At 60.8% G+C, this 14090-nt stretch carries 17 protein-coding genes and 1 pseudogene; 10 read left to right on the top strand and 8 right to left on the bottom strand.

Annotated elements, in window-relative coordinates:
• The first annotated feature begins 174 nt into the window (after positions 1-174).
• Genes LRS56_19320 through LRS56_19310 form a run of 3 tightly spaced genes read left to right on the top strand, consistent with a single transcriptional unit; the run spans position 175 to position 3697 of the window.
• Positions 175-1368 carry a CaiB/BaiF CoA-transferase family protein gene (locus LRS56_19320; GenBank protein WDU60993.1) on the top strand — a complete coding sequence of 398 codons (1194 nt, stop codon included), beginning with the start codon at positions 175-177 and terminating at the stop codon, positions 1366-1368.
• On the top strand, positions 1365-2306 hold the full coding sequence (locus tag LRS56_19315; protein ID WDU60992.1) for a hydroxymethylglutaryl-CoA lyase: 942 nt from the start codon (positions 1365-1367) through the stop codon (positions 2304-2306). Before LRS56_19320 ends, LRS56_19315 begins: the two co-directional genes overlap by 4 nt.
• Before the next feature lie 59 nt (positions 2307-2365).
• A complete protein-coding gene (locus tag LRS56_19310; GenBank protein WDU60991.1) occupies positions 2366-3697 on the top strand; it encodes an MFS transporter in 1332 nt (443 codons plus the stop codon).
• Here the strand turns inward: LRS56_19310 and LRS56_19305 are convergent, their stop codons facing one another.
• Positions 3698-4186: a DMT family transporter gene (locus LRS56_19305; GenBank protein ID WDU60990.1), complete on the bottom strand. Its 489-nt coding sequence runs from the start codon at positions 4184-4186 to the stop codon at positions 3698-3700.
• A 69-nt stretch (positions 4187-4255) separates the two neighbouring features.
• Between LRS56_19305 and LRS56_19300 the strand changes: the two genes are divergently transcribed.
• The 3 genes from LRS56_19300 to LRS56_19290 all read left to right on the top strand — a co-directional run bounded on the left by LRS56_19300 (position 4256) and on the right by LRS56_19290 (position 6675).
• A complete protein-coding gene (locus tag LRS56_19300) occupies positions 4256-5170 on the top strand; it encodes a LysR family transcriptional regulator (GenBank protein ID WDU60989.1) in 915 nt (304 codons plus the stop codon).
• Between the two features lie 216 nt (positions 5171-5386).
• Complete coding sequence (locus LRS56_19295; protein ID WDU60988.1) at positions 5387-6028, top strand: LysE family translocator; 642 nt, start codon at positions 5387-5389, stop codon at positions 6026-6028.
• A gap of 119 nt (positions 6029-6147) precedes the next feature.
• The gene (locus LRS56_19290; GenBank protein ID WDU60987.1) at positions 6148-6675 is read left to right on the top strand and encodes a DUF4142 domain-containing protein; all 528 of its coding nucleotides are present in this window, start codon (positions 6148-6150) and stop codon (positions 6673-6675) included.
• Positions 6676-6729: 54 nt separating this feature from the next.
• Here the strand turns inward: LRS56_19290 and LRS56_19285 are convergent, their stop codons facing one another.
• The 5 genes and pseudogenes from LRS56_19285 to LRS56_19265 all read right to left on the bottom strand — a co-directional run bounded on the left by LRS56_19285 (position 6730) and on the right by LRS56_19265 (position 9535).
• Positions 6730-7155, bottom strand: coding sequence for a low affinity iron permease family protein (locus tag LRS56_19285; GenBank protein WDU60986.1), 426 nt, complete (start codon positions 7153-7155; stop codon positions 6730-6732).
• A gap of 113 nt (positions 7156-7268) precedes the next feature.
• Positions 7269-7770 (bottom strand): annotated as a pseudogene (locus LRS56_19280) (methylated-DNA--[protein]-cysteine S-methyltransferase).
• A gap of 87 nt (positions 7771-7857) precedes the next feature.
• Positions 7858-8268 carry a type II toxin-antitoxin system HicB family antitoxin gene (locus LRS56_19275; GenBank protein WDU60985.1) on the bottom strand — a complete coding sequence of 137 codons (411 nt, stop codon included), beginning with the start codon at positions 8266-8268 and terminating at the stop codon, positions 7858-7860.
• Positions 8269-8290: 22 nt separating this feature from the next.
• Positions 8291-8473 (bottom strand): type II toxin-antitoxin system HicA family toxin, encoded by a 183-nt coding sequence (locus LRS56_19270; protein ID WDU60984.1) that lies wholly within the window; start codon positions 8471-8473, stop codon positions 8291-8293.
• 168 nt (positions 8474-8641) lie between these two features.
• Positions 8642-9535, bottom strand: coding sequence for a LysR family transcriptional regulator (locus tag LRS56_19265; protein WDU60983.1), 894 nt, complete (start codon positions 9533-9535; stop codon positions 8642-8644).
• Between the two features lie 108 nt (positions 9536-9643).
• On the opposite strand from LRS56_19265, the gene LRS56_19260 reads away from it, so the two are divergent.
• From LRS56_19260 to LRS56_19245, 4 genes are all read left to right on the top strand, one after another.
• A complete protein-coding gene (locus tag LRS56_19260; protein ID WDU60982.1) occupies positions 9644-10807 on the top strand; it encodes an MFS transporter in 1164 nt (387 codons plus the stop codon).
• Positions 10804-11997, top strand: a complete 1194-nt coding sequence (locus LRS56_19255) for an MFS transporter (protein ID WDU60981.1) — start codon at positions 10804-10806, stop codon at positions 11995-11997. The genes LRS56_19260 and LRS56_19255 overlap by 4 nt, the downstream gene beginning before the upstream one ends.
• A 187-nt stretch (positions 11998-12184) precedes the next feature.
• On the top strand, positions 12185-12460 hold the full coding sequence (locus LRS56_19250) for a hypothetical protein (GenBank protein WDU60980.1): 276 nt from the start codon (positions 12185-12187) through the stop codon (positions 12458-12460).
• A 38-nt stretch (positions 12461-12498) separates the two neighbouring features.
• Entirely contained in the window at positions 12499-12792 is a 294-nt protein-coding gene (locus LRS56_19245) for a helix-turn-helix domain-containing protein (protein ID WDU60979.1), read from the top strand.
• Between the two features lie 75 nt (positions 12793-12867).
• On the opposite strand, the gene LRS56_19240 is transcribed toward LRS56_19245, so the two are convergent.
• Together LRS56_19240 and LRS56_19235 are read right to left on the bottom strand one after the other, a co-directional pair.
• Complete coding sequence (locus LRS56_19240; protein WDU60978.1) at positions 12868-13173, bottom strand: DUF6482 family protein; 306 nt, start codon at positions 13171-13173, stop codon at positions 12868-12870.
• Between the two features lie 23 nt (positions 13174-13196).
• Positions 13197-13721, bottom strand: coding sequence for a DUF3833 domain-containing protein (locus tag LRS56_19235; GenBank protein WDU60977.1), 525 nt, complete (start codon positions 13719-13721; stop codon positions 13197-13199).
• Between the last annotated feature and the right edge of the window lie 369 nt (positions 13722-14090).

Here is a 14090-nt window from a genome sequence, read left to right as displayed (position 1 = left end):
CATCAGGTTGAGCTAATTGCGGCTGCTGCGCAGCCCACCGCGGGCAAGCCCGCTCGCCACAACAGCGCTTGTTGTTCGCGTTTGGCGAACGCTGCTTGCCAACTGACGGTTGGATTTCTCCTATGGCTGTCCTCTAGCCTTGGCCTCACATTCCAAGAATAAGAGGTACACCCCATGACGGCTCCCCTGAGCGGTATCAAGGTGATCGAGATCGGTACCCTGATTGCCGCGCCGTTCGCCGCCCGGCTGATGGGCGAGTTTGGCGCCGAGGTGATCAAGATCGAGGCCATGGGTCAGGGCGATCCGCTTCGCAAATGGCGAAAGCTGCACGAAGGCACGTCGCTGTGGTGGTACCTGCAATCGCGCAACAAGAAGTCCCTGGCCCTGGACCTAAAGTCCCCGGAGGGCCTGGGCCTGATCAAGCAACTGCTCGGCGATGCCGACGTGCTGATCGAAAACCTGCGCCCCGGCGGCCTGGAAAAACTCGGTCTGGGCTGGGACGTGCTGCATGCCCTCAACCCCAAGCTGACCCTGGTGCGCATCTCCGGCTACGGCCAGACTGGCCCTTACCGCGACCGCCCGGGTTTCGGCGCGATCGGCGAGGCGATGGGCGGCATTCGCTACACCACCGGCAACCCGGACTCGCCCCCGGCGCGGGTCGGCGTGAGCCTGGGCGATTCGCTTGCCTCGTTGCATGGCGTGATCGGCGCGCTGATGTCGCTGCTGCGGGTCAAGACTGGCCAGGGTGATGGGCAGATTGTCGATGTGTCACTGGCCGAAAGCGTGTTCAACCTGATGGAAAGCCTGGTGCCGGAATACGACATGCTCGGCCATGTGCGTGAGCGCAGTGGCGGCGCGTTGCCCGGCATTGCGCCGTCCAACACCTACCTGACTGCTGATGGCGCCTATGTGGTAATCGCCGGCAACAGCGACCCGATCTACAAGCGCCTGATGATCACCATCGGCCGCGCCGACCTGGCCGACGCCGCCGAATTCGCCCACAACGATGGCCGCGCCGCGAAGAGCGGTTTGCTGGACGCCGCGATCACCCACTGGACCAGCAGCCTGCCCATCGAGCAGGTGCTCAGCGCGCTCGAAGCCGCTGAAGTGCCGGCCGGGCGCATCTACTCCGTGGCCGATATCGTCAGCGACCCGCACTACCAGGCGCGTGACATGCTGCTCGATGCCGAGTTGCCTGGCGGTGTGTCGGTGAAGATGCCGGGCATCGTGCCCAAACTCTCGCAAACCCCCGGTGGCGTGAACTGGCAGGGCCCAAGCCTGGGCCAGCATACCGACGACATCCTGGGCAGCCTGGGCCTGACGGTGGCCGATATCCAACGCTTGAAAACCTCGGGAGTGGTGCAATGATCTCCAACTACTCGGACCCGCTGATCGTGCAGGAAGTGTCCCCACGTGACGGCCTGCAAATCGAGCCGACCTGGGTCGAGACGGCCGATAAGATCGCCTTGATCGACCAGCTGTCCCTGGCGGGTTTTTCGCGCATCGAAGCCGGCTCGTTCGTGTCGCCCAAAGCCATCCCCGCGTTGCGTGACGGGGAGCAGGTGTTCCAGGGGATCCAGCGCACATCCGGGGTGATCTATGTGGCGCTGATCCCCAACCTCAAAGGCGCGCAGCGCGCCATCGAGTCCCGCGCCGATGAGCTGAACCTGGTGATGTCCGCCAGCCAGACTCACAACCTGGCGAATATGCGCATGCGTTGCGAGGCGTCGTTGGCGGCGTTTGGCGATATTGTCAGCTATGCCGCCGAACACCCGGTGCGCCTCAACGGCAGTATCGCCACCACCTTCGGCTGCCCGTTCGAAGGCAAGATCGATGAAGACCGCGTGCTGCAGATTGTCGACGCGTATCAGGCGCTGGGCATCCGGGGTATCAGCCTGGCCGACACCACCGGCATGGCCAACCCGCGCCAGGTCGAACGCCTGGTCAAACGCGTGTTGCAGCGGGTTTCGGCCAGCGACCTGACCCTGCATTTTCACAACACCCGCGGCCTGGGTTTGTGCAATGTGCTGGCGGCCTATGAAGCCGGTGCCCGACGTTTTGACGCGGCCCTCGGCGGCCTCGGTGGCTGCCCGTTTGCGCCGGGGGCGTCGGGCAATATCTGCACCGAAGACCTGGTCAATTTGTGTGAAGAGGTCGGGATTCACACCGGTATCGACCTGCCGCATCTGTTGCACATGTCCCGCCGCCTGCCGGCGCTGCTCGGCCATGAATTACCCGGCCAGGTAGCCAAAGCCGGGCGCAACTGCGACCTGCATCCGCCACCTTCGTACATCGCCACGCTGTAACGCCATACCAGACAACAAAAACAATCGGGCGCCTGTGAGCAGTCCGCTGGAGAGAAATAATGAGCACTAATACGTTAGAGGCCGGCGTGCGCCCGGCCGCTGAAATCGATGCCGAAAAAGCCCTGGTCAGCAAGGTCGCCTGGCGCCTGATGCCGCTGATCATGGTGTGCTATCTGTTTGCGTTTTTTGACCGTATCAACATCAGCTTCGCCAAGTTCCAACTGCAAACCGACCTGAGCCTGAGCGACACCGCTTACGGCCTCGGCGCCGGCCTGTTTGTCGTGGGCTATGTGATCTTTGAAGTGCCGAGCAACATGATGCTGTACAAGGTCGGCGCCCGCCGCTGGATCGCACGGATCATGATGTCGTGGGGCCTGGCCACGGCGGCCATGGTGTTTGTCACGGCCGAGTGGCAGTTCTATGGCCTGCGCTTCATCATCGGCGCAATGGAGGCGGGCTTTGCGCCTGGCGTGCTGTATTACCTGACGTTGTGGTTCCCGCAGCACTTCCGGGGGCGCATCACCTCGATGCTGTTCCTGGCGTCTGCCTTCGCGGGATTGGTCGGCGCGCCGTTCTCCGGCCTGGTGCTGGAACACCTCGACGGCGTGTTGCAGATGCGCGGCTGGCATTGGCTGTTTCTGCTCGGCGGCTTGCCCTGCATCGGCCTGGGGTTCCTGGTACTGGCGCTGCTCAAGGACCGCATTGAAGACGCGCATTGGCTGACGCCGGCGGAGAAGACCTTGCTCTCTAGCCGTATCGCCAAGCATGAGCCGAACCAGCACGGTGGTTCACTGCTGTCGGCGATCCGTATTCCTGGCTTTTTGATGCTGGGCTTTATCTACTTTCTGATTCAGGTGGCGTCGTACGGCCTTAATTTCTGGGCTCCACAATTGATCCGCAGTGCCGGCACCCAGAGCCCGGTGATGATCGGCCTGCTCACGGCGATCCCGTATGTGTGCGGTGCGATCAGCATGGTGGTGATCGGGCGGCTGTCGGATGCCACCGGCGAGCGTCGCAAGTTTGTCTGCGCCCTGGTGGTGCTGGGGGCGGTGGGCTTCTTCAGTGCCGGGATTTTTGCCGACCACACCACCTTCCTGATCATCGCCCTGGGCATGCTGGGCGCGGGCATTATCGCGGCGATCCCGACTTTCTGGACCCTGCCACCCAAGCTGCTGGCCGGCGCCGGTGCCGGTGCGGCCGGCGGGATTGCGGTGATCAACACCCTCGGTCAGTTCGGCGGGATTGTCAGCCCGGTGATGGTGGGGCGGATCAAGGACCTTACCGGCAGCACCACCCCGGCACTGTATGTGATCGGCGTGTGCGCACTGTTGGCGGCGGCGCTGCTGCTGTGGGGCCTGCCGCAGAAACTGCGCACGCTGGACAAGGGCTGATCAGCCGGCCGTTGCCAGTGCCCGGGCCGGTGTGGCGCTGAACTGAATCAACGCCACCCCGCCCATCAACAACAACGCCCCCAGCAACCGGGGCGTTGTCAGTTGGCGTTCCACCAGGCCGAACAGGCCGAAATGGTCGAGCACCAGCGAGGCGAGAATCTGCCCGGCCATGGCCAGTGCAATAAACCCTGACGCGCCGAGCTTGGGCAGCAGCATCAAGGCCAGGGAAATAAAGCACACGCCGAATGCGCCACCGGCCCACATCCACAGCGGCGCCTTGCTGATAAACGCCAGGCTCGGCAGCGGCAAGTGCAGCGCAATAATCACCGGCAGCAGCACGATAATGCTCACCAGCAGCGACGCCAGGGTGGCCCACAGCGGGTGACCCAGCCCGCGCCCGAGGTTGGCGTTGATCGCACTTTGAAACGGCACCACCGCACCGGCAATCACCGCCAGTGCCAACAAACCTGCCCAATGCAACGTCGTCATCTTGAATCTCCCCAGAGGTTTTGCTGGACTCTAGGCTATTCGTCGCGCAAATTTAAATTCCAAGTTCTTATGCCGAGCATGCAGCTGATGAATGATCTGCGTCGTATCGACCTCAACCTGTTGGTGATCCTCGATGCCTTGCTCAGCGAGCACCATGTCACCCGCGCCGCCGAGCGTTTACATCTGAGCCAGCCGGCGGTCAGCCATGCGCTGGCGCGTTTGCGTGATTTGCTGGGCGATCCGCTGCTGGTGCGCCAGGGCGGCACTCTGGTGCCGACCGCCCGTGCGCTGGAGTTGGCAACGCCATTGGCCGAAGTCCTGGCCCAGGTGCAGGCGCTGCTGGCGCCGAACCGGTTTGATCCGACGTCGGCCAAGCGCCGGTTTCGTGTGGCGATGTCTGACTACAGCGCGGCGATTTTCCTGCCGGGCTTGGTCCGTGTCCTACGCCAGAAAGCGCCGGGTATCGACCTGCAAATCATCCAGGCCAGCCGCGAAGGCATGGTGGACGGCGTGCTCAACGGCGACCTCGACCTGGCCGCCGGGGTGTTCCCCGATATGCCTGCCGAACTGCGCACCACACCCTTGTTCGAGGAGCATTACACCTGCCTGGTGGACCGCAACAGCCTACCGGAAAATGCTGCACTGGACCTGCCCACCTACCTGTCGCGGCCCCACGTGCTACTGGAAATGCGCGGCAGCGGCACCCCGGAAATCGAGCGGGCGCTGACGGCGATCCGTGAGCGCCGGCATGTGGCGATCAGCCTGCCGCATTGGGGCGTGGCGCCGCAGTTGATTCAGGGTACGGACTTGATTCTGACGGTGTCATCCAGAGGCGTGCTCAACATCGATCAGCAGCATTTGCTGGCGGTGCCGCCGCCGTTTCATATTCCCTCGTTTGCCTTCGAGCTGGCATGGCATACGCGGCGGGGTGGGGATTCGGGGCTGCAGTGGTTGAAAGAACAACTCCAGAATGTATTGAATTAACTCCCCCTCAAGTTAAGCACGTTTTTTATGGCGAGCGGGCTGTTGTGGCGAGCGGGCTTGCCCGCGTTGGGCTACGAAGTAGCCCCAATAAGATCACCGCCAGGCTTGGGTGCCGCTACGCACCCCAACGCGGGCAAGCCCGCTCGCCACGATTGCACTCGTCTGCAGAACATGCAAAATCCTTGCACCTCATAACTGTCTGTCAGAGTCGCGCCCATGACCCCATCCTTGCTGTTCGCCGTCCTTGCTTCGGGCTTTATCTACGGCATTACCCCAGGTCCTGGAGTATTGGCCGTGTTTGGTATCGGCGCTGCCCGTGGCCGTCGCGCCGGGGCGGGGTTCCTCTGCGGGCACTTGCTGGGCGATGTGGTGTGGTGCAGTACGGCGCTGATCGCCATCGTCGGCGCACGGGAAGTCGGCAGCAGTGCCTTTGATGTGCTGGGCGTGCTCAGTGGTTTGTACCTGTTCTGGCTCGGCTGGCGTGCCATTCGCACCCAGCGTCGCAGCAGTGATGCACCGCAGGGCGCGGCGCGGCATCCGTTCTGGCACGGCATCCTGTTCGGCCTGACCAACCCCAAGGCGTACCCGGTGGCCGTGGCGACCTTCACCGCGTTGCTGTCCAGCCGCGCCGAGTTGCTGACCTGGGCGATGCTGCCCTCGTTGATCTTCCTGAGCTTCGTCGGTGGGCTGGTCGCCTATGCGATTCTGATCGGCGTGGTCGGCGCCCAGCGGGTGCGCATGGTGTATCAGCGCCATGAAATCCTCATCACCAGACTCTGCGGCGTGATGTTTATCGGCTTCGCGATCAACGCGCTGGCCCATGCGTTGCCGGGCCTGTTCGGCAGCAAACCGGCCTGAAGTGATGACGACCGTTCGTCGCACTGGCGAGTTTTTTCTAAACCTTTGCCGCGCATAAAATTCGAATTCAGGGCGGGGTGTATGTCCCCGCACCTATTTTTGCCCTGGAGGAACCCATCATGAGCCGCATGGCTATCCGGTTACGCACCGCCAGTTTCGCGATGCTGCTGGGCCTCGGCGCCAGCAATGCTTTCGCCCAGTCGCCTGCTGAGTTCATCGAGCAGGCTTCGGCCAAGGGTATGGCCGATATCGAAACCAGTCGCATGGCCCACGCCAAAACCTCGTCCCAGGAAATCAAGGACTACACCATCGAGGTGATCAACGAGCGCACCCTGGCCAACCAGCATCTGGCAGCCATCGCCAAGAAGCTCGACCTGCCCGTGGCCCCACGCGAGAAGATCGTCGATAAGGCCGAAACCCTGATGCCCGAACTCAAGGACGGCGATTCCTTTGACGCCGCCTACACCGCGCAGCAGGTTAAGGAAAACGAAGAGGCCATCGCCTTGTTCAAACGCGAAGGCGCGGCCTCGGATGTGCCGGAAATAAAGGCCCTGGTGGATGAGACGCTGCCCAAGCTGGAAGAGCGTCTGCAAAAAGCCCGTGCCCTGGCATCGACCTACGGTAAAGGTCATCAAGGCGACGGTTAAGGCATTTGCCTGATATAAAAACGGCGGTTGGAGGTGATCCAACCGCCGTTTTTTTTATGCCTGGTTCAGGTCGGTTTTATTCGGCACAGCATCGTCCACCGCCGCACCGCAACTGCTGTTCAGCGAGACACTGCCCGTGGCGCCGATGCTGCGGTATTCGTTGCGCAGTTTTTCCAGCGCCTTGCGGTCCAGGCCATCCAGGCTCAGCACGGCATTCTGCGCATCCTTGGAAACACGCAGCAACTCATCGATCTTGATATGCAGGATGTCGTTGTCACGGTTTTGCGTGTTCTGGATCAGGAACACCATCAGGAAGGTGATGATGGTGGTCGAGGTGTTGATAATCAGCTGCCACGTGTCGTTGTAATGGAAATAGGGCCCGCTCAGGCTCCACAGGAAAATCAACGCGACGGCTGCATAAAACGTCCGGGCGCTGCCTGCCCAGCGGGACAGAGATTGGGAGACTGCGGAGAATTTCATGACCGTTTTCCTAAATGGGTGGGTGATGAAATGATGGACCGCAGACGCGCGCTGAAATTTCTTTTTACAATTGAGTGGCTGAACAAAGCTGTACGTTTTTGTCGCCGAGGCTGTTAAAACGCCAGTTCGACCTGGCCCGTGCCTTCCAGCGCGAGCAGATACTGCTTGGCCTCAAGCCCCCCGGCAAAGCCTGTAAGCCCACCCGAGGCACCGATAACACGATGGCACGGCGCAATGATCGAGATCGGATTTCGGCTATTGGCCGCCCCCCACCGCACGCACCGCTTTCGGGTTGCCGATCTGCCGGGCGATCTGGCTGTAGCTGCGGGTTTCGCCGAAGGGGATGGTCAGCAGGGCCTGCCAGACCTGCTTCTGAAAGTCGGTGCCGGTGAAGTCCAACTCCACCTCGAACCGGTTGCGTGTCCCGGCGAAGTATTCCCGCAGTTGGCGCTCGGTTTCCAGCAGCACCGGGCTGTCGTTAGCTTCGTGCAAATCCCCCAGGCGCACGCGGTTGGCGCGTTCCACTTCCCACAGGATGGCGCTGAGTTTGCCATTGCGCCCCACCAGGGTGAGTAGGCCCACAGGCGAGGGCATGAGTTTGTATTCATAGGGCATGAGCGGTCTCCTGGGGCGAGTGTTTTTCCAATCTAAGGCGCCCTGTGTAACGAGAAACTACGTTTCTTGCGGTTGAATTCGCGTGGGTCAGCGGTCTTGTTGCAGCACCTTGAGCGCCGCTGACGCGAGGAAACCCGAGCGGCTTTTTTCTTCAGGGTGGTGCAGTACGTAGTCATCAATGCGATTGAGCAGATAGCCCGGCAAGGTGATGTTGAGTTTCTGCGCCTTGCCCAGGTACTTGGTGACATCAATGTCCACCACCGCCCAGGTGCAGCCAGCGTACTGTGGGTTGGCGGCATGCAGGGTGACTTTCTGAGCGCTGGGGATCGGCGCGCCGTCTTCCGCGAGGATCTCGAAGTGCCCTTCGATGGCTTCACGGGCCATGGCCATGGCGTCGTCCAGGTCGTCGCCGGCCGAGTAGCAACCAGGAATATCCGGGACTTCCACGCCCCAGGCATGGTCTTGGTCGCCGGTTGAAATTGCGATGGGGTACAGCATGTTCAGTGTCCTCCACGGACGGTTAACTCAGCAGAGCTTGTTTGAGAATGCTCTTGGCAGTCTTGTCCAACAGGTCCTTCTTTGGGTGGGGAATCGTCACCAGCCCAGGCTTTGTGGGGTGCTTGAAGTGGTGGTGGCTGCCTCGGGTGCGTACCAGGTACCAGCCATCTGCAACGATATGACCAATCAAATATCGGCTATCCACATCACCTCCTTGTGGTGTGTGTCAGTGGTGACTATAACCACTGAAATTAAATTATCAACACCGTACCTACCAGTTGTCGATGACTGGTATTTCGGTGAGCGCCGAATGAAGTGTATGACCGCGCAGGAATGGCGCCGGGGAGAGGTATTGCGGGTTTTTTCGAATACGTTAGCGAGTGTGTAACGCCTCTCCAATAACGCTGAGAAATGCATCCACCAGAACGCTGCGCCTTTGAGTCGAGGTCAGCACCAACAGCCGTGCGCATGCATCCACCTCTGCCAACGGCCGATAGGTAACACCTTTATTCATCAGGCTTTGTGTACACGCCGGCACTAGCGCCACACCTTGCCCGGCCGCCACCAGCGCGATGATCGAGGTGATCTGCCGCCCGGTCGGTCCGGCCCGCAGGGCTACGCCGTGGTGGCGGTAAAGCTGTTCGATGGACTGGTTCAACCCCGAGCCGTAGTCGGCTGGAAACAGGATCAGCGGGTACGCGCCGAGCTGCGCCAGGTTGACCTCAGCCTGGCGCGCCAATGGGCTGTCACTGGACACCGCCGCCACTAGCCGCTCCTCACCCAACGACACTGTCTGCACCTCGTCGTTTTGCGGCAACAGCCGGCTCAGGCCGATATCCAGCCGACCCTCGGCTACCTGCGCGCCGAGGCTGCCGGAGGCGCATTCCACCAGGGTCAGTTGCACATCGGGGAAACGCTGGGCGAAGGCCTGGATCGCCTGGCTGAACAGATCGGAGAGGGCAATTGAACTGACGTACCCCAAGGCCAGCTGCCCGGCTGTACCTGCAGCCAACTTGCCGGCGATCACCTGAGCCAGCTCCACCTGCTCCAGCACGCCACGGGCATAGGGCAAAAACGCCCGGCCCTGGGCGGTGAGGGCCACGGTGCGGCTGGTACGGTCGAACAGCTTGAAACCCAGCTCGGCCTCCAGCGCTGAAATCTGCCGGGTCAGCGGTGGCTGGGCCAGGTGCAGGCGCAGCGCGGCGCGGCCGAAGTGCAGTTCTTCGGCAACGGTCAGAAAGTAACGCAGCTTGCGTAGGTCGAGCATCCTGATCCTTGGGTATTGATCGGTCGGAAATCGGTATTGGTCACGATCATGCCGCTCATTCTATAAAGGCGTAACAAAATAAAACGCAAAATAACAACGAGAGGTTTCATGAAGCCGCGCCTGCATTGTGCCCGCCTTGCCCTGTTCCTGTGTGGTTGCGCGGCGTTTCTCAACCTCTATGCGACCCAGAGCATCCTCCAGACCTTCGCCGCGCATTTTCATATCAGCGCCAAGACGGCAGGCTGGAGCATCACGGTCACCACCCTGGCCGTGGCCATCACGGCGCCCTTCGTCAGCCGCCTGACCGGGCGCTTTGATCAACGCACGGTGATTGCCAGCGCCGCGTTGCTGCTGGCGGTGCCGGCGCTGATGACGGGCTATGCCGACAGCTTCGCCGAGGTGCTGGTGTGGCGCTTTGTCGAGGGCATGCTGATTCCGGTGGTGTTCGCTACCAGCGTGGCTTATATCGGCGACCGCTGGAGCGGTGGCACCGTCACCGAAGTCACCAGCCTGTATGTCGCCGGGACTGTGCTGGGCGGGTTCGCTGGGCGTTTTGTTACCGGCGTGATGACTGAGTACGTGGGCTGGCGCGAAGCCTTTGAGCTGCTGGCGGTGTTGAGTCTGATGGTCGGCGGGTTTATTCAGTTTCTATTGCCCGCCAACCGGCCGCGAGCGGTACAGGTTAAAGCACCTTCATCGAGCCTCTTTCGCAGAGCTTTGTTGGCTGCGTACGCCGTAGGTTTTTGCGTGCTGTTTTCCCAAGTCGCGGCGTTTACCTACGCGGGCTTGTACCTCAGCCTACCGCCTTTCAACCTTGGGCCTGCAGCCTTGGGCACGCTTTACATGGTGTTCCTGTTGGCGTTGATCGTGATCCCCGTCGCGGGCCGACTCAGCAAAGCCCGGCCCCACGCCGAGTTGTTGAGTGTCGCCGCCGTGCTCGGCGTGAGCGGCTCGGCCCTGACCCTGGTGCCGTCCTTGTGGTGCATCGTGGCGGGCCTGGCACTGAGTTCCACCGGCGTGTTCCTCGCCCAGGCCGCCGCCAATGCTTTCACCACCGCCACGGCGGGCGATAACAAGGCGGGCGCCGTGGGCGTTTACCTGACCTGTTACTACCTGGGCGGCAGTTGCGGGGCCATCGTCCCGGCGCTGATCTGGGAACGCTGGGGCTGGGTCGGGTGTGTGGCGCTGATTATCGGTTTCCAACTGCTGACCCTGCTGATCGCCTTGACCGGCTGGAAGGCCCCTAAACCCGAGCTGATTCCTACGCCATGAACGACACCGTCGCTGTGCCCGCGTCCGAAATCCCTGCCCGCCGTCGCGCCCTGTTCGCTGGGTGCACCGCTCATGCTGTGCACGATGGCCTCACCGATGTGATCTATGTTTTGCTGCCTGTCTGGCAGGCTCAGTTTGCCTTGTCCTACGCCCAGATCGGCCTTTTACGCGGCGCCTATTCAGGGATGATGGCCGTGTTCCAACTGCTGGCCAGCCGTGCCGCCAAACGCTGGGGCCGCTTGCCGATGCTGGTGGGCGGCACCGCGCTGGCCGGTATTGCCTACCTGTTGGTGGGGCAAGCGACCGGGCTGAGCCTGCTGCTGGTGGCGCTGCTGCTCGGTGGCCTGGGCGCCAGTACCCAACACCCGCTGGCCTCCTCGATGATCACCGATGCCTATGAGGACGGTGGGGGCGTAAAGCAGGCGCTGTCCCAGTACAACTTCTCCGGCGACATTGGTAAGACCCTGATCCCGGGGCTGGTCGGGTTGTTGCTCACGGTCATCAGTTGGCGGGCCAGTGCTACGCTGCTGGGGCTGCTCGGTCTGGCGGCGGCGGGGCTGCTGTGGTGGCTTATTCCTGCTCAGGCATCCGAATCCAGCGTCACCAAAAAAGCCAAACCCCTTACCGGAACCGGCTCCGCCACGGGGCTGCGCGCGCTGATCCTTACCGGCACGCTCGACAGCGCCGTGCGTATGGGCTTTCTCACCTTCCTGCCCTTCCTGCTGCAAGCCAAAGGGGCCGGCACTGCCGGCATCGGCCTGGCCTTGACCCTGCTGTTTATCGGCGGCGCGTTCGGCAAGTTGCTCTGCGGCTACTTGGGTGCACATATCGGCATGATGAAGACGGTATGGATCACCGAAACCAGCACCGCCTTGCTGATCGTCGCTGCGGTGTACCTGCCGCTGCCCGGGTTGATGGTGATGTTGCCGGTACTGGGCTTGGCGCTGAACGGCACGTCTTCAGTGCTGTACGGCGCCGTGCCGGACCTGGCCGGCGCGGGCAGGCGGGAGCAGGCGTTTGCGCTGTTCTACACCGGCACGATTGGCGGCGGCGCGTTGGCGCCCGTGGTGTTTGGTGGGGTGGGGGATGCGCTGGGCGTGCCGATGGCGGTGATGGTGCTGGCGGGGATGTTGTGTGTGACGTTGCCGTTGGCGTGGGTGGTGGAGCGGGGGGTGGAGATGGGAGATTGATTGCGTCTTTTCGGAGGGAAACTCAGTTACGTCCTACGTCATGACATTGGCTGTCTGGTTGTAGAGTTTGTGCTTCATAAAACTCGGCGCATTTTTGTAGGCCTATCAATGCATGACGGATGGCTGTTGCGTGATAGGAAAGGATCTGAATAATCTAATTATGCGCCAATGACGTATAGGCGTGAGCATGCTATTTATCGAGTCGCTCGCTTTTACAGAGGATTTTGCAGCGCTTTTGAGCGACGAAAGTTACAGTGAATTTCAAGGTTTTCTGGCGGAAAATCCCACTGCAGGTGATGTTATTCAAGGGACCAACGGTCTGAGAAAAATCCGTTGGGCTGCGCAGGGTAAAGGAAAAAGTGGAGGTGTCAGAGTGATCTATTACCATCTCTGCAGGGCCTTTGAAATTAGATTGATCCTGATCTATCGAAAGGGCATCAAGGATGATCTTTCGTCAGCGTAAAAGAGAATCCTGAGTGAGATAAACGTAAGGTGGGAGTGATGGAGAAAAAACTGTTCAATCGTCTGGTCGAAAGCATGACCCAGATGGATGAGATCGTCCGCGGTGAAAGTCCCCCATCCCGCGAATTTTTTGTGGATGCCTTGAAGGTTAAGGAGATTCGACAAGGGACTGGACTTTCGCAGGCACGTTTTGCCAAGGCAATTGATGTGCCTGTGGGAACGCTCCAAAACTGGGAGCAAGGGCGACGTGAGCCGGAGGGGCCGGCAAGGGCGTTATTGCGTGCCCTTTACAATGACCCTGATCACGTATTGGCGGCCTTGGAACATAGGTAATTGCCTGAGAGGGAATATTTCAGTCAGTTGAAACCGGCTACTTGCCGGTTTTTCGTTTGATCAGTCAGTGACGCCTTACAGCGTCGACGTCAGCGAAAACGGAATGCGCAACGCACCGATGGGCCCTTCACGCACACCGCACATTTCATCGTGGACGCAGTGCTGCACCAGCACACAGGGAAACGGCGGCACCCGCTGCAACAGGTCGCGCAGATGGGTGGTGGAGCCAATGCGCAACGGCTTTCCCTCATCATTCATCAGTGTTGTCTGGGTATGACCAAGGCTGATGCGTGCCAGGTAGAAACCGCCCTCGAGCGATAACAACTCCAGTTCATGTACCTCGCCCTTTCCGGCCAGTTCAGTCAGCTTTTGCAGATTCATGACTTACCCTCACTTTGGCTCGTTCATTGGCGACGAAAGAACAACGTGACCTGGCCCCACTCAACGCCGAATTTGGACATGCTCGAACGATTGATCAGCGTGTCCTCATCCATCAGGTACATCCAGTCGTCAAAGCTGACCTCGTACGCGGCACCCTCTACCGGGAGGTTGAGTCGGTAGCGCCAACGCAGCGCGTTACCCGCCACTTCGCCGATCGCCTCGCCGACCACATCACCCGCTCGCCCGCGCCAGCGTCCAGGGCCATCCGGGGTCAGTGTCCAGACCCTTTGCTGGCGCGTGCCATCGCTGTAGAGGAATCGCTCGTCGAGAATCAACGCGTTGCCTTCGCGCCGGCTCGCGATATCGACCTCAAAACGCTTGGCGACTTCACCCGAACGCTTCTGGAAGATGCCCCAGGCTTTTACGGGCTTGCTGAAGAAGCGCTCCAGGTCCAACTGCGGTTGCTGGTCGGCGTAGTGGTCGACTCCCACGTTGCCGCAACTGCTCACACTCAACACCAGCAACAATGAAATCAATAGACGCGTCATTGCCCGGCTCCCTGATCGTGCGCGGCGCGGTGCCATCGCTCAGGACTGATACTTGTACAAAAATATTGTTTTGTACATGTTTGCGCGAGATAAATCACGGAGACCTCAAATCTCGCCCATAAAAAAACCGGCCACCAAGGACCGGTTTTTTATGCATCCCCCGTCGAAAATCCTGACGCGAGACCACTATTTGAGTGGAGCGGGTAGAGGGGGTCGAATGGGCCACGTGGTGCGCGGGTTTCAGGGCTTTTTTTTTGGGTTCGCTATACAAGCCGCTATACAAGAATTTTCAGATCGGAGGACCCCGCACCGCCTGTCACGACGCAGCGCGCTGGGGGTGACGAAGGCCCGTGGATGAGTTATTTTAAG

The sequence above is a fragment of the Pseudomonas poae genome, from assembly GCA_028869255.1.
Classification (GTDB): domain Bacteria; phylum Pseudomonadota; class Gammaproteobacteria; order Pseudomonadales; family Pseudomonadaceae; genus Aquipseudomonas; species Aquipseudomonas poae_C.
Note: the sequence above shows the minus strand (reverse complement) of the source record. Positions and strands in the feature narration are given on the sequence as shown.

Excerpts from the sequence above, each read along its gene's own strand:
- LRS56_19320 (WDU60993.1), top strand. The coding sequence starts at position 175 with ATGACGGCTCCCCTGAGCGGTATCAAGGTGATCGAGATCGGTACCCTG.
- LRS56_19315 (WDU60992.1), top strand. The coding sequence starts at position 1,365 with ATGATCTCCAACTACTCGGACCCGCTGATCGTGCAGGAAGTGTCCCCA.
- LRS56_19310 (WDU60991.1), top strand. The coding sequence starts at position 2,366 with ATGAGCACTAATACGTTAGAGGCCGGCGTGCGCCCGGCCGCTGAAATC.
- LRS56_19305 (WDU60990.1), bottom strand. The coding sequence starts at position 4,186 with ATGACGACGTTGCATTGGGCAGGTTTGTTGGCACTGGCGGTGATTGCC.
- LRS56_19300 (WDU60989.1), top strand. The coding sequence starts at position 4,256 with ATGCCGAGCATGCAGCTGATGAATGATCTGCGTCGTATCGACCTCAAC.
- LRS56_19295 (WDU60988.1), top strand. The coding sequence starts at position 5,387 with ATGACCCCATCCTTGCTGTTCGCCGTCCTTGCTTCGGGCTTTATCTAC.
- LRS56_19290 (WDU60987.1), top strand. The coding sequence starts at position 6,148 with ATGAGCCGCATGGCTATCCGGTTACGCACCGCCAGTTTCGCGATGCTG.
- LRS56_19285 (WDU60986.1), bottom strand. The coding sequence starts at position 7,155 with ATGAAATTCTCCGCAGTCTCCCAATCTCTGTCCCGCTGGGCAGGCAGC.
- LRS56_19275 (WDU60985.1), bottom strand. The coding sequence starts at position 8,268 with ATGCTGTACCCCATCGCAATTTCAACCGGCGACCAAGACCATGCCTGG.
- LRS56_19265 (WDU60983.1), bottom strand. The coding sequence starts at position 9,535 with ATGCTCGACCTACGCAAGCTGCGTTACTTTCTGACCGTTGCCGAAGAA.
- LRS56_19260 (WDU60982.1), top strand. The coding sequence starts at position 9,644 with ATGAAGCCGCGCCTGCATTGTGCCCGCCTTGCCCTGTTCCTGTGTGGT.
- LRS56_19255 (WDU60981.1), top strand. The coding sequence starts at position 10,804 with ATGAACGACACCGTCGCTGTGCCCGCGTCCGAAATCCCTGCCCGCCGT.
- LRS56_19250 (WDU60980.1), top strand. The coding sequence starts at position 12,185 with ATGCTATTTATCGAGTCGCTCGCTTTTACAGAGGATTTTGCAGCGCTT.
- LRS56_19245 (WDU60979.1), top strand. The coding sequence starts at position 12,499 with ATGGAGAAAAAACTGTTCAATCGTCTGGTCGAAAGCATGACCCAGATG.
- LRS56_19240 (WDU60978.1), bottom strand. The coding sequence starts at position 13,173 with ATGAATCTGCAAAAGCTGACTGAACTGGCCGGAAAGGGCGAGGTACAT.
- LRS56_19235 (WDU60977.1), bottom strand. The coding sequence starts at position 13,721 with ATGACGCGTCTATTGATTTCATTGTTGCTGGTGTTGAGTGTGAGCAGT.